Origin of the sequence: Sphingobacterium faecium (assembly GCF_003054045.1) — a bacterium.
GTDB lineage: Bacteria > Bacteroidota > Bacteroidia > Sphingobacteriales > Sphingobacteriaceae > Sphingobacterium > Sphingobacterium faecium.
Map to the genome: position 1 here is coordinate 379,908 of NZ_QBKH01000006.1, position 14,620 is coordinate 394,527.

The window sequence follows — 14,620 nt, forward strand, 5'->3', positions numbered from 1 at the left end:
TGCTGATTATTTGACGTCTAATTTTGTCTTTTTATTGGGCAATAATATAGTAAAAATTGCTACTCCTGTTAATAATACAATAGAAATAAGAGTCGAAAAGCCATAAGCATGAGTTAGATTTTTCATTTGTAAGAATGTTTCTTTTTGGTCATGTAAATATATACCTAACACTAACGCAATGCCTAAGCAAATAGCAATTTGTTGTATGGTCAGATAAATACCAGAACCTATCCCAGTAAGATCTGTATTTAAATCCTTTAAAGCGATGGTCATTAAAGAAGGCAGTACAGTTCCGCAACCTAAGCCGTAAAAGAACAATATTCCATGGAGTTGTTGAATAGGAACCCTGCTTTGATTGTAAATGAAAAGATGTGCTATTAATCCAATTACCATCATGGTTAATCCGATAAGGATGATCTTTTTGCCATTTTTTTGAATAAAACGACTTACTATCACACTGGCAATAACATATCCTACTCCTTGATATACAAATGCAATACCTGTCATGGTAGGTGTAAAGTGCTTATAGACCTGTAAATAATTAGAATTTATAATGAAATAAGCATCTTGTACCATGTAATAAGCTAATGCGGCACCTAAGCCTAAATTAAAAATTTTATTGTTAAAAAGCGAGAAATTAATTAGGGTATCATGACCAAGATCGTATTGATTTTTCTGTTGTTTCAGAAAATATAGGATGAAGAGTATAGAAGTGCCTAATAAGATAATAATCCATATTGGCCAATGTAACTCAGGTCCTAATATCAAAGGACAGATTAAACAAATGAGTACTCCAAACAATTGAAACATGGATATCAAGTTGATGTGTAAGGTTGGTTGTGCTTGGATGGTGGGAATGGTTAAATAGGCCATAAAAAAAGCAAAAATACCAATAGGAATATTGATGAGAAATATTAATCGCCAGCTTTCATCGATCCAGGTCTGATCTGGAAGGATACCTCCCAGCAGTTGACCTAAGATAGATGCTACTCCAGCAATGCTACCATAAATGCCTAGTGCCAATGAACGTTTTTCTTGTTCTTTAAATAAGAAGGTTAACAATGCGATGCCTTGTGGCACCATAAGACCTGAACTTATACCTTGTAAAAGTCTCCCAAATAGTAATAGATATACTGTGTTTGATAGCGCACAGATGAGGGATGAAGTCGTAAAACCAAGCATACCGATGAGATATATTTTTTTTCTACCATAGTAATGACCTGCATTTCCAGAACAAATTAATAAACTTGCATAGCCAATTACATATAGAATAATGATCCATTGGGTTTCACTTGTAGTAAGTTGCAGTGTCTCTTGTATAGAGGGTAGGGAAACATTGATGATAAATAAGTCGATAACGAATAAAAATATCCCTGTAGAGAGGATGGATATTTTAAGTATATCTCTGATCTGAAGCTGCATATTAAAAGTTTTTGTTAATTTTATCAAGCAAATTTAAGGGTGTTACTTTTCGTTATCAAGTAGTTATAATAAGTATACCAAGTATAGTTTTATGTACTCATACTCAGTATAAGACAATTATGGAAGAAAAAAATATAAAAAATTTTGGGAGTTGTTGCGATGTCAACGGTATCTTTAAAATTATAGGTGGAAAATGGAAAGTTTTGCTTATTAAGTCTATTGCGCAACAATGTCCAAAAAGATTTGGTGAGTTGAAAAGGGAAATGGAAGATATTGCGCAGACGACGTTGACCATGCAATTGCGAGAACTGGAAAGGGATGGTATTATTTGTCGCAAAGTTTATCCGGAATCGCCCCCTCGGGTTGAATATAAATTAAGTGATATGGGGAAAACATTATTGCCAGTTATTGAGATGTTGGACCAATGGTGGGTGGAATACAAAGAAATACAGCCTTAAACCAGGAATGTCATTTAAGATGATGCTATCTGATTGGAGTGATCGGAAATATAATAGTTATACACGTGTCTTAATCCTTTTCCATTTATTCTTGTCAAAAGAGCATAATCTAAATTATTATTATGTTGAAGAAATCATATTTAATCGCCATATTCTTGTTTTGCTTTAGTTTGGCTTATAGTCAAAATAGAATAGGCAGTGGGGGAAATGTGACCATTTTCTCTGACCGTGATCCATTTTATTTGTTTATCAATGGTATTCAATACAATAACCAACCTTCAAAACAGGTGCGTGTTGAACAATTGAAGGATCATCTTTATGATCTTCAAGTTGAATTTGTCGGTAGAGTGAAATCTTCACTCTCGAGAAAAGGAGTTTCCATACTGAATGAAGATGGAGAATTTTTGGATTTAACCTATCTAGCAAACAATATCAGAAGTAATCGCATGCGTAGCTTGACCCTATATGCCATGTTTCCTACAGATAATCATCTTCCTGATCCTAGAGCTGCTCAGGTATTTGCTTATGGAAGACCGAAGCAGATCGTTGATTCTGAATCGGAGTATGAATATGGTCATGAAACCTATTATGGGGATGAAATGACAGCATCCGAATTTAATGCTTTTTTGAAAACGATTGATCAAGGTGGATTTGATAATGATAAGTTAAAAATCGCTAGTATGTCTACTTCGCAGGTTTCTTTCTCCCTGAATCAGGTCAAAGACGTACTAAAAAGGTTTTCATGGGATGAGGGTAAGCTTGCTTTTGCAAAAATGGCATATGCAAATTGTCCTGAAAAAAGGAACTATATGTTGCTTACTGATCAGTTTTCTTTTGGCGACAGCAAGAATAAATTGTTGGATTTTATTAAAAATCAACCAATTGATAGTGAATATCTAGAAAGAATGAGTGAGGTTGAATTGAATAGTTTGATTAAATTGATGAGTCAAAGTGGTTTTGACGAGGATAAATTGAAAATACTGACAACTGTAAGTGGAAAGGTAGCATTTCCTGTAGCTTCTATTAGGAGAATTCTTAAAGAACTAAGTTGGGATCAAGGAAAATTGTCTGCGGCTCAAAAGCTATATCCAAATTGTCTCGATAAGCGTAATTATGCAACCTTGTTAGATGAGTTTACTTTCCTGGATTATAAAAATAAATTTACTGCTTTTGTTAGAAATCAGAAATAGGGTTTTAACTTATGTATAAGCTTATTTTAGTTTGCTATTAAGCCAAAGGACAATCTCTTGGTAGACTTCATCCTTAATCGATTCGTTGAGGAGTTCATGACGCATCTTGGGATATAGGTGATATTGAACATCCGTGTTTCCATGTGAAAGAAGGTCTTGTGCGGTTTTAATAACCCCATCTCCAAAATTACCGATTGGATCTTCTTCACCACTTTCTAATAGGAATGGGAGTGAAGTGGGTATATTATTTGTCCAGTTGGGACCGCTGCCCCGATTGGCTACATATATTGTGGCATAAAAAGCGTTGTTTGAAAATGGGATGCCACAGAGTGTATCTGCTATGAAATGATCCCGGTTTTCTTTGGCTAAACTGAGCCAGTTATTATTCTTTTGATTTGGTTCATCTTTGAATTTGATGTTGTTAAAAGCTCCGAATGAATAATTAATTAGATTGGACTTTCTTTTAGGAAGTATTTTATTTAAAAGTCCTAAAAGCCTTTCTGCTAAAATTGCAGATCTGTCCATAGTGCCTGTTCCGATAAGAACAACGCCACAAAACAGATTTCCAATTTCTTGTAGGATACATCGTGTGATAAATGATCCCATGGAATGCCCTATAATAAAATGTGGCCTATCAGGATATTGGTTTGCGAGTAGTTGTGCCATCTCGATACCATCATCTACTAACCTTGCGCCAGGATTCTGTCTTTGAATATATCCTAGGGCATCTTTATTTTTTACAGAGCGTCCGTGACCTAGGTGATCGTATGTCATAACCAAAAAGCCTTTTGCAGCTATAAAGCGAGCGAAATCATCATATCGACCACTATGCTCTTGCATACCATGTAGGATGAGTATCGTAGCTTTAGTATCTACTTCTGATGGGAAATAAAGGGTGTTAAAAATATCATGTTTACTTCCATTGATGTCTGTAATCTCGTGAAAGCTGGATTCTGAATGGATCATATATTAAAATTCGTTTGGGTTATTCCTAAAATGAATTTTCTTTTTTAACATGCTGTATTTTTTAACATAATATGTAAAGTCGCACATCCCGAGCTAAGATAAAATTTATTATTCATTTAATAGCTTAATATAGTTATATATCCATCAATCCAATATCACGTATTACCTGAATGAGGTAACACGTGATATCGGAGGAGTATGATCTGCGATTTAAGCTAAACTTGCTTTCAATTTTGCTAATAAGTCACTGGCTTTAGTGTTATCGACTTTTATTTTTCTGATCGATGCGCGTTTTCCTTTGTCTTTTTGTTGAATAATTTTGAGTAAATCTTGAGTATATTCATTTTTGTATTTACTAATATCAAAAGATTTGCTGTGTTGTTTGATGAGTTGAAGGGCCATATCCATTTCCTCTTTTTTAATTTTAATATTACCTGGCAACTTCAATTCATCGATGGCTCGAATTTCTTGTTCGTATCGTATTTTATTGAGCAATAAACTTCCTTTGTATGGCTTGATAATAGCCAAATGCTCAACATTACGCATAACAAATGAGCCCAATCCTGCCGTTTTACTTTTTTCTAATGCTTTTTCGAGCAATTGATAAGCTTTTTCTCCACCTTTTTGAGGTTCTAAATAATAAGGTGTATCAAAATAAATACTGTCAATTTCATTAAGCTGAACGAAAGCGTGAAGGTCAATGATCTTGCTTTTTTCAGGACTTGCTTCTTCAAAGTCTGCATCTTCTAGGATAACGTAATGATCTTTGAGGAAGTATCCTTTAACAATATTGTCCCAAATAACTTCTTTACCTGTTTTTTCATTGACTCTTTTGAACTTAATATTAGATTGATCTTTACGGTCAAGCATATCAAGATCTAAATTACTGCTTTCAGTTGCACTAAACAATTTCACTGGAATATTGACAAGTCCAAATCCGATAGCTCCGGTCCATATAGCGCGCATATATAATGTGTTTTACTGTTTCGTAATAAAAAATGTATTTTTATTTTATTATTAACGACGTTACATGGAGCAGGTCTGTTTTAATTTTCTAAGAACTTCGTCGATGTACTCTGGAAATTGTGTTAAAGCCTCTCTTAAATGTCTCTCTCCTTCAATGAAGCCTTCTGTTCTCGCAATTTCCAAGGCGGAAAGATATACTTTTTCAAGATAACCATCTGGCATTTGAGCAGAATCTAAATCAGTGTTGTTCATAGCTTTAAAATTTAAATGTTGTGTGTATTATTGTTTACTGATAAACTGTGGTTATAAAAGAATTAGACAGTTTGTTTAATATAACATATTGATAGGTAAATAGTTTTAAGAAAGGTGAATCTTGTTGTGATGCATTTCATTTGCAAGAATATCCATGTGTTATTATAGGCATTGATGCACTATCGCTGTATATCTTTTATCGATGTTTTTGTATACTAATGATCTGTATTGGAAATGCTTTCTTCACCTATCGCCGAAATGAAAATATCAGGAGCGGGTTATCTTTGTATTTCCTGTTAATTTTTTTTATTTCATTATTAAATAAAAAAAATTAACATATTTATGTAGTCAGTAAAAATCATATTTTATGAGCGAGTTATTTAAAAATAATCTTGGTATAAGATCTTTTTGTTGCTACATACTAGTGAGTGCTCATGCTTTTGGCGTTAGTATTTTTTTATACCATGTTCTGATCATATTATCACATATAATTTTAGCAAAATCCCTTATTTTTTGTTATTATGATAACGGCCAAGGCAGCTATCTTAATCACACTATTGATGTTATTGTGTTCCTATATCCTTAAACATATTCAAAAAAATATTTTAGATAATTATAGGAATAAGCGTTTTGAAAAATTAATTTAAAAATTTTCATCTATTTTTAACCATTCATATGCAAACTTTGGAGTGATGCACTATTCATGATTATTATCCTGATGAATCTGGATGAATGAAAAGGATTAAAGTGTAATAATGGTTATATGTTGAAATTACAAGATTTAGCAGCGAAAAAAAATACAGCTAACCAAATGAGCCCTTTAATTAGGAAAAAAAGAAATGCACCTATTCCTACATTTTTAAGCCATTGTCTATTTTTATCTTTTTTTTGCATGAAGGATTTATATGTAATATGTAATTTTGATCTGATTATATCTAAGTTATTTAATTTTATTGGATCTTAAAAACACTTTTTTGAGAAATCGATTGGCTTTTCTTATATGGTAAAATTAGTATGATGTAGATGTTCGAGCATATGAGGGAAATTACTGAAATTTATAGGTTGGTTTACCAACCATGACTATTCTCTTTTTCGAAGGGGTAGTTTTAAAATGAGTCTTTATTTAAATTGATTGAAATCTGATATCAGTTTATTTAGTATAGGCATTTTTATAAGAAATACTCTGTTGAGTAATGCATAATTAGTGTACCAATTGATCTGAAGTTTTTTAAATAGTAATTTTTATGTGATTTAAACTTTATTTAAGTGTGGATATTCTGAACAAAATTTGTATAAAATAGCCTCTATAGAATCAAATTCCATTTACCAATTTGTTGTATCAATTTTGTTATCAAAAAAATGGCAAATTTTGTTATTTTTATCAGGCATTAATATGAATTGCTGATGTATATCAAAATGGTTATGAACAACTTTTGAATTATTTACCATCTACTAAAGGGTAATCGCTGTTCTATTGAGAGGTACTACTAAATTGGTTTCAGAAAACGGATTGTTTAAAATATGCTAAAATTTTATAACAATGTGATCATTGATGCGTTTTAAAGAAGAAATTGATTAGTCATATTTATATTCGTTTTTTATGTATAAACCCGTTCAAGTTAATCGGAAAGATATTTATTTTAAACCTGATACCAAGCGTGTACTTGCCCGTTTTTTTTCATTGGGAGATGAACGGTCTGTTAAAGTTATTCATCGTGTACTAAAATTGTCTGATGAAAAACAAAAGGAAGTTTTTGGACAAGTATTACGTAGTTATTCGCAAAGACATCGCAGTATAGTCAAAGTTTTTGAACGAAATTTTGAACGTATACGTCACTTATTAGACCGATTAGATATGCCAACGGATAAAATATCCATGACAGCAAAATTATTGATCGGTTCTTACTTTACCATGGAATATTCAATTGAATCGGCAGCACTATTTAATCCTTCTATTGTTGAACATCCTGATCAGAGTGAACTCTTCAAAGGGGAGAAAAGGGTGATTATAAGTTTTAGAGCTACTGGTGAAGGACATGTGTCATCTATTGTTTTTCGATCTGGTTATATTGATGTTGAAAACAATATTCATTTGGACGTGATGGGTACGTTATTGGATAAACCTATCAATATTAAGAATCACCGGTATAATAAAAGTAGCTTTATTTCGAAGCTTGTCGAATTGCATCCTAATGGAGCGTTGGCTATGGAGAGGCTGATTGAGCACTTAACGGAAACTTTTACTTATGAAGAACTGAAGCGTTATGTTGAGGAGGTGAGAGCTGGGATTGAGTATTCAGCAGATAATGATGGAATATTGAAGCAGGCGATATGGTTGGCTTCATCACACTACGAGATGACATTCTCGTTGGATACCGCTATATCTGAAAGAGTTATCTTTCCTATTTCAGATACGGAAAAAAGAGGTATTGAAGATGCTCGCTTTGTGCGATTTATAACACCCAAAGGGGAAGTTATTTATTATGCTACTTACACTGCATATGATGGGTTTAGTATTTTGCCAAAATTGTTAACGACAAAGGATTTTTATCATTTTACGGTTAAGCCTATTCATGGTGAGATCGCAAACAAAGGTGCTGCTATTTTTCCTCGAAAAATCAAGGGAAAATATGCTATGCTATGTCGTATAGATGGCGAAAACAATTATATTGCTTATTCTGATTATATCAATATTTGGAATGAAGCAATTCATTTGGTACAAGAGCCTGAGAGTCCATATGAATTTATACAGATCGGAAACTGTGGTTCCCCGATTGAAACCACAGCTGGATGGTTGATCATTACCCACGCAGTTGGTCCTATGCGCGAGTATGTGATCGGTGCTTCTTTATTGGATTTAGAGAACCCACATATTGAAATAGGACGCTTAAGTCTTCCAATTTTAACGCCCAATGATATGGAGCGGGAAGGATATGTGCCTAACGTCGTTTATTCTTGTGGCGCGATCGTTCATAATGATCAATTGATAATGCCTTACGCTATGTCTGATTATGCTTCGACTTATGCAACCATCAATCTGAACGATTTGATACAAGCTATTCTTCAACCTGAAGTTTAATATTTAATTCTTTATAAATAGTTATATAAGATATAAAATAACATAATGTACTTTCTGCTCCTTGATTCCGATTGATACCATAGGTCTCTAGCCCATCGCAACAACCTTTCGTATGATGATCGTAAAGAGGGAGCTTAAGGTCATTTTCACCTAAGAACCATTCGAAAGAGCGAATCATTTTTTCAAAATATTCATTGTTTTTGGTGATTTCGAACACTTCTCTAAATAGGAGTACAGTGGCCGTAACATCAATAGGTTGTTGACCAAATTTACTCATGTTTTGATTTTGTTTAGCCCACTTTTGATTTCCTATGATGGATAAAAATCCGTTTTGCATAATGATATTTTCCAAAAAGTAAAAACTCGTAAATCCGATTTCTTTCAGTTTGTCATCATTTAAAAATTTGTTAGACATGAGTATAGCTAAAGGTATAATAGCATTGTCATAGGCAAGTACAGGTTCAAACCATTTCCAGTCTTCATCAGCGCTGGCTTCATATTCATGTACTAATTTGAATGCTAATTTACGAAGTAGCTCGGTGATCCGTTCGTCATTGGGTTGTTGTTTTAAATATTCGGATATACCCATCATCGTATAGGCAATTGCACGAATTGATTTTAAATTTTCAAAATGCGGTACTGCTTTAAAAAAAATGAGTGAACCTAATTGATAAAAATCATTGTACGGTGCGGTATTGAAAAGATAACCTAATGCCCAAATAGCTCGACCAAATGAGTCTTCCGATCCAGTCTCTTCTAAAAATTCATTTTGGAAATTCATGAAATTATGAAAGAGACCATCTTCTCTTTGCGCATAATAGATATAACTTAGATAAGTGGAAATTCTTTTCTTTGTTGCTTTCTCTCCAAAAGCATCATGTTGCATTAAACTTACGAGAAGTGCTCTAGCGTTATCATCTAAACAATATCCTTCTCTGTAATTTGGAGTTGCAAAGGTAGCATGTTGAATAATGCCGACATGGTTGGTCAATCGATCTAGATGATCCCATCTAAATTTTGGAAAACTTTCCAGGCGATCTATTTTTGTTTTGGTATCGGGACTCAAAGGTGCTAAAAATAGATTTTTGAATAATTTGGTATAGGAATGCCCCAATTTATTCCAAGTCGTCTTTTCGCCGTGATGACGAGCTTTAATTCTAAGATCTTCAAGTTTTTTTGGATTGTCAAATAGATCAATCAGAATATTTTTTAATTCTTTATAATTTTTAAAATCAAATAAAATACCTCTTCCATCAGCCAATAAATCTTTAGCATGCCAGTAAGGTGTGGATAATACTGCAGCTCCAGCTCCCACTGCGAATGAAAGTGTACCACTTGTTATTTGGGCCTCATTAATATAAGGTGTGATGTAAATATCACAGGCTGTCAGGTAAGTTGTCAATGCCTCAGTGCTAACAAAATCATTGACAAAAAGAACATGTTGCTCTAGCCCTTTTTCTTTTATGAGTTCAATGAGATATTCTCTGTATTCTTCTCCAGATTCCAATAAAACATTGGGATGTGTTTTGCCGACAATAAGATAAATGGTTTCAGGATATTCTTGCACAACTTTAGGAAGTGCTTGGATAACGGTTTCAATTCCTTTATTACGGGCTATAAAGCCAAATGTTAAGATGATTTTTTTGTGGGCTAAATGGAGCTGCTCTTTTGCAATATCTTGTTTATAATCGAAAGCGGGAACTCCATGGGGTATCAATCGAATTTTATTTTCATGCACATGATAGATTTTCTGAAGTAAATCTATCGCATACGAACTCATCACTACAATGATAGAAGCTCTTTTGGCAATTTCTATCAAAATAGCTCTTTCGTCGATATTTGGCTTTTCTAGTATAGTATGTAAATTCACTAATAAAGGCATGTGAAGCTGATTTATCAATGAGAGGATATAAACACCACTATTTCCTCCGAATATGCCATATTCATGTTCCAATACCACGCAGTCGTATTTGTTTTCATTTATGAAATGAGCGGCTTGAATATAATCTAATTGCTGATGAGTATTAATTTGGAATACGACTTCTCCTGGATAGGAGTACGGTTGATCGGAAAGTGCTATTACGTGCTGTGTGATTGTTGAATCTTGGTGGTCTATGGATTGTATTAAATCATTGGTAAAGGTTGCTATTCCACATTGTTTCGGCAAATAAGTACTAATGTAAGCTATTTTCATGTTTGATTTGTAAATTTTATTGTGAAATTAAATTGTGATCTGTCTAGGATACTGTTGTTTTACTTTTTGTATGTAATGAGTTCTGTGATCAATAAGAGTGGATGCTGTAGTAATACTTGTTTTATTTTAGAACCTATCTTTAATCGTGAAATCTCGACTAGCAAAACCATGATCTTCTTTGATTCGATTAGTAAACAATTAGATAAGAGGAAAGTTTTTAATCGGTTCAAGATACTCTTTTTAATTTGACATTAGCGAAGTCATTGTAATTCATCCAATATAATAAACGTGTTTACATCATTATTTTTATGGTAATTGAAAACAATTTGATCGATTGTGTGTTATTTATATAGTACTTAATTTAAAAAAAGGAGATTTTTATTATGAGCGAATTAACATGGAAAGGTCGTTGGAACGAACTAAAAGGAAAAGTTAAACAGCAGTATGCAGATCTAACAGACGATGATTTATTGTATGCTGAAGGAAAAGAAGATGAGTTATTAGGTAAGCTTCAAAAGAAAACTGGGAAAACCAAGGAAGAAGTTGAAGATTGGTTAGACAAAATGAAATAGTCAATTAAAAAAAATAGTATGTTATCATACAAATTGGGCTGTATAGACGATATATGCAGCCCATTTTTTATGATCAATTTTATGATTGAGTAGTGATATTTTAACAATAAATTGCATGTTTAACCATTAATAATCAGATTTAATTGAGCGTGTTAAATAAATTATCTAAGAGGTTTAAAAAAAAATAGCTTAATATTCAATTAGTTACATTTGAGTGTTAAAATTTTCCCTCATTTGTGAAAAAAAACTTTTATCTTCGTATAGCCCATCCCAAAAGGGCATGTTTTTCATAGGTAGATGAAAAAGTCGAGTTTTCCTAACTCGACTTTTTTTTATGATCCTCATATTTGGCTTAATATAATTTCTAAGATGGAGGAGATAATTTCTGTTGATTTTCTATATCAAGCTCATATTTTCTTGTTTGTAACAACAAATAATTGTGAAATATAATTTTTTTAAAGATGTTTTCGGTTTTTTAAAAAAGTTTCAACATGTTGAAAATGGAAAAAGCCTCACTTCTAGTGAGGCTTTTAAGCAGTGCTCCCAACTGGGCTCGAACCAGTGACCAAAAGATTATGAGTCTTCTACTCTAACCAACTGAGCTATAGGAGCGGTTAAATTTTATGTCAAAATATAACGTTTTGTGCGTTTTGACGATGCAAATATTGATATTTGTATTGATATTTCAAAATAAAAAGATGAAAAAAATTAAAAATATTATCCTGGATTATGGTGATGTGATCTTTATGATCGATTTTTTGAAGATGGAAGCTGCCTTTAGTGAGTTGGGTATCAAAAATGTACGTGATTATTATGGACATCGGGCACAAACAAAACTTTTTGATGAGTTTGAACAAGGGCAAATTTCATCTCAGGACTTTAGAGAAGGTATTCGCAATATTTCTGGTATTTTTTCATTAAAAGATGATCAAATCGACAGCGCTTGGAACGCCATGTTGTTGGGTATACCTGAAGGAAATCATGATTTATTGTTAGCATTGAAAAATAAATATCGACTATTTTTACTGAGTAATAATAATGAGATTCATTATAATTGGATCATGAAATATTTGAAAAGTAAGTTTAATTTGGATGGTAATGCCTCGTTTTTTGAAAAAGATTATTATTCACACCTGATGGGTATGCGGAAACCAAATGCCAATATTTTTGAATATGTACTATCCCAAAATGGATTAAAGCCCGATGAGACGGTGTTTATTGATGATAGTCCACAACATTTGAAAACCGCGGAAGGACTGGGTCTACAAACTTATTTGTTAACAAAACCTGATACTTTACAAGCATTACTTGGTAGAGAGGGATTTTTAGAAAAATAGTAAAATATATTTTTGAAGTTACCGATCATAATTGTACCTTTGCAACACTTTAAAATTAAAAGGCTACGAAAGGAGGTATATACAGAGCATGATTATCGTAAATGTAAAAGAAGGAGAATCTTTAGATAGAGCATTAAAACGTTTTAAAAAGAAATTCGAGAAAACTGGAGTTTTAAGAGAACTACGTTCACGCCAAGCTTACGAGAAGAGATCTGTAACTCGTCGTATTCAAGTTAAGAAAGCGATTTACAAACAAGGATTAAACCAAGAGGTTTCAATCTAAGGTTTCTTAGAAGATATAAAAAAAGGGAAAAGTTTACTTTTCCCTTTTTTTATGCGCTTTATTTTGCTAATTTGGTTACAAATAGAAAGGCGTATGTATTTGAAGGAGTTTGAACGATATTTGCAATTTGAAAGACGGTATTCAAAGCATACCTTAATTGCTTATGTTCATGAAGTAAATTTATTCTTAACCTTTCTTGAACATGAACATTTGGCATTTGATCAGGTAAACCATCGGGATATGCGCCATTATTTTGCACTGATGGCAGAAGCTAAGAAATCGGCTAGTACAGTCAATCGTAGTATTTCTTCCTTGCGCACCTACTATAAATTTTTACAGCGAGAGGGGATCGTGAAAGGCAGTCCTATACAGATAAAAGCTTTGAAAACACCTAAAAAACTTCCTGTAGTTGTTGAGAAAGATAAATTATTGCAATTATTGGATCATATGGAAGTGAATGTGCATGATTTTGAAACTAGGAGAGATAAATTGGTCGTGGAACTGCTTTTTGGTACGGGTATTCGACTTGCTGAACTATTACAAATTCAAGACCGAGATATTGACTATTATAATAAAAATATGCTTATATTCGGTAAAAGGAATAAAGAAAGGTTAGTCCCGATCAATGAAACGTTAATAAAAGAATTACAACTTTATTTACAAGCTAAAAGTTTGTATATTGAAAATAATAAATCGAGTTTCTTAATCGTTACTAAAGAAGGAAAACCAGCCTACGAGAAATTGATTTATAGAATTGTGCATAAATATCTGTCGATGGTTTCTTCACAAAAGAAGAGAAGTCCGCATATATTAAGGCATACTTTCGCAACTGCATTGTTGGACAATGGGGCTGATCTGAATGCAATAAAAGAGCTCCTCGGACATGCAGGACTTGCAGCGACGCAAGTGTATACGCATAATTCGGTGGAGCGGTTAAAGTCTATTTATAAACAAGCTCATCCAAAAGCTTAAAAAAAGGAGGAAAAATGAACATTACTGTGCAATCAATTAAATTTAATGCTGATCAAAAGCTAATTGAGTTTATCCAAAGAAAAACAGGAAAATTGAATCAGTTTTTAGACTCAATCATTGGTGGAGAATGTTATTTGCGTTTAGAAAATGTAGATGATGAAGCTAATAAGGTATCGGAAATTAAAATAAATATACCAGGAAGTCAGCTTTTTGCGAAGGGACAAGCTAAAAGTTTTGAAGAAGCAACTGATATTGCAGTAGAATCCTTGAGAAGACAAATTAATAAACATAAAACCAAAACGAAGACACAGGCAAGTAATCATAAAGAAATTTTGACTACTGAAGAAGAAGAGTATTAATAAATTTATACATTCATGAAAAAGGACTAATCGATGAGGTTAGTCCTTTTTTTAGTTAAATACCTTTTAAATTTTAATATGATCCTTCAAAAAGTAATTGCTATTTATAATTGTTAAAAATAAATTCATCAGTTACTTGGATTGATTATAAATAATGTCTAATTTCGTCTTGTCATAAATAAATAAGAAAATGATCAATACAATCTGTCCATTAGCAAGTGTAGAGGAGGTTTTTAAAACTGGAACTGGAGCGATCTATCAGTGTAGTCGTAAAAATTGTTATTGGATGGAGTTTGCGGGCTCAACGACTTCATTTTCTGTTTCTGATTTTTTAAAATTTAAGAAATATATTGATCAAATTAATATTGAAAAAATGTTAATTGATACAGCGAGATCTTCAGATTTTACTTTAGTCATGCCCTATCGTACAGAACGATGTTTCCTTCTTTCTGTTCAAGATATTCTAAACCTAAGAGAATTGTTGGATGGCGCTAAATTTATGATAGAATTAAATAGTGTCATTAAAGCCTGTTTACGGAGTTCTCTAGTCGCCGTTTCGGTATAATCATC

General features: G+C 32.8%; 14 protein-coding genes and 1 tRNA gene. 9 read left to right on the top strand and 6 right to left on the bottom strand.

Annotated features, from left to right (window positions below):
* Window positions 1-6 precede the first annotated feature (6 nt).
* On the bottom strand, window positions 7-1,422 hold the full coding sequence (locus C8N37_RS18120) for an MFS transporter (protein WP_108160226.1): 1,416 nt from the start codon (window positions 1,420-1,422) through the stop codon (window positions 7-9).
* A gap of 119 nt (window positions 1,423-1,541) precedes the next feature.
* Here C8N37_RS18120 and C8N37_RS18125 point away from each other — a divergent pair, with 119 nt between their 5' ends.
* Both C8N37_RS18125 and C8N37_RS18130 read left to right on the top strand, forming a co-directional pair.
* On the top strand, window positions 1,542-1,880 hold the full coding sequence (locus C8N37_RS18125) for a winged helix-turn-helix transcriptional regulator (protein ID WP_108160227.1): 339 nt from the start codon (window positions 1,542-1,544) through the stop codon (window positions 1,878-1,880).
* 122 nt (window positions 1,881-2,002) lie between these two features.
* Entirely contained in the window at window positions 2,003-3,070 is a 1,068-nt protein-coding gene (locus tag C8N37_RS18130) for a DUF4476 domain-containing protein (protein ID WP_108160228.1), read from the top strand.
* A 21-nt stretch (window positions 3,071-3,091) separates the two neighbouring features.
* On the opposite strand, the gene C8N37_RS18135 is transcribed toward C8N37_RS18130, so the two are convergent.
* From C8N37_RS18135 to C8N37_RS18145, 3 genes are all read right to left on the bottom strand, one after another.
* Window positions 3,092-4,036: an alpha/beta fold hydrolase gene (locus C8N37_RS18135; RefSeq protein WP_108160229.1), complete on the bottom strand. Its 945-nt coding sequence runs from the start codon at window positions 4,034-4,036 to the stop codon at window positions 3,092-3,094.
* A 210-nt stretch (window positions 4,037-4,246) separates the two neighbouring features.
* Window positions 4,247-5,002 (bottom strand): non-homologous end joining protein Ku, encoded by a 756-nt coding sequence (gene ku, locus C8N37_RS18140; RefSeq protein WP_108160230.1) that lies wholly within the window; start codon window positions 5,000-5,002, stop codon window positions 4,247-4,249.
* Between the two features lie 60 nt (window positions 5,003-5,062).
* Window positions 5,063-5,254, bottom strand: coding sequence for a hypothetical protein (locus tag C8N37_RS18145; RefSeq protein WP_108160231.1), 192 nt, complete (start codon window positions 5,252-5,254; stop codon window positions 5,063-5,065).
* A gap of 1,600 nt (window positions 5,255-6,854) precedes the next feature.
* Between C8N37_RS18145 and C8N37_RS18150 the strand changes: the two genes are divergently transcribed.
* Entirely contained in the window at window positions 6,855-8,333 is a 1,479-nt protein-coding gene (locus C8N37_RS18150) for a glycoside hydrolase family 130 protein (RefSeq protein WP_108160232.1), read from the top strand.
* On the opposite strand, the gene C8N37_RS18155 is transcribed toward C8N37_RS18150, so the two are convergent.
* Window positions 8,311-10,527, bottom strand: a complete 2,217-nt coding sequence (locus C8N37_RS18155; RefSeq protein ID WP_108160233.1) for a glycosyltransferase family 4 protein — start codon at window positions 10,525-10,527, stop codon at window positions 8,311-8,313. The genes C8N37_RS18150 and C8N37_RS18155 overlap by 23 nt on opposite strands.
* A gap of 383 nt (window positions 10,528-10,910) precedes the next feature.
* On the opposite strand from C8N37_RS18155, the gene C8N37_RS18160 reads away from it, so the two are divergent.
* A complete protein-coding gene (locus tag C8N37_RS18160; protein ID WP_108160234.1) occupies window positions 10,911-11,099 on the top strand; it encodes a CsbD family protein in 189 nt (62 codons plus the stop codon).
* A gap of 538 nt (window positions 11,100-11,637) precedes the next feature.
* Here the strand turns inward: C8N37_RS18160 and C8N37_RS18165 are convergent.
* A tRNA-Ile gene (locus C8N37_RS18165) sits at window positions 11,638-11,711 on the bottom strand.
* An 86-nt stretch (window positions 11,712-11,797) separates the two neighbouring features.
* On the opposite strand from C8N37_RS18165, the gene C8N37_RS18170 reads away from it, so the two are divergent.
* The 5 genes from C8N37_RS18170 to C8N37_RS18190 all read left to right on the top strand — a co-directional run bounded on the left by C8N37_RS18170 (window position 11,798) and on the right by C8N37_RS18190 (window position 14,615).
* Complete coding sequence (locus tag C8N37_RS18170; protein ID WP_186812832.1) at window positions 11,798-12,436, top strand: HAD family hydrolase; 639 nt, start codon at window positions 11,798-11,800, stop codon at window positions 12,434-12,436.
* Window positions 12,437-12,524: 88 nt separating this feature from the next.
* A complete protein-coding gene (gene rpsU, locus C8N37_RS18175; protein WP_021190399.1) occupies window positions 12,525-12,719 on the top strand; it encodes a 30S ribosomal protein S21 in 195 nt (64 codons plus the stop codon).
* Between the two features lie 93 nt (window positions 12,720-12,812).
* Window positions 12,813-13,691, top strand: a complete 879-nt coding sequence (locus C8N37_RS18180) for a tyrosine-type recombinase/integrase (RefSeq protein WP_108160236.1) — start codon at window positions 12,813-12,815, stop codon at window positions 13,689-13,691.
* 14 nt (window positions 13,692-13,705) lie between these two features.
* Window positions 13,706-14,050, top strand: coding sequence for a ribosome hibernation-promoting factor, HPF/YfiA family (gene hpf, locus C8N37_RS18185; RefSeq protein ID WP_045754592.1), 345 nt, complete (start codon window positions 13,706-13,708; stop codon window positions 14,048-14,050).
* 190 nt (window positions 14,051-14,240) lie between these two features.
* Window positions 14,241-14,615, top strand: a complete 375-nt coding sequence (locus C8N37_RS18190; protein ID WP_108160237.1) for a DUF6686 family protein — start codon at window positions 14,241-14,243, stop codon at window positions 14,613-14,615.
* The last annotated feature ends 5 nt before the right edge of the window (window positions 14,616-14,620 follow it).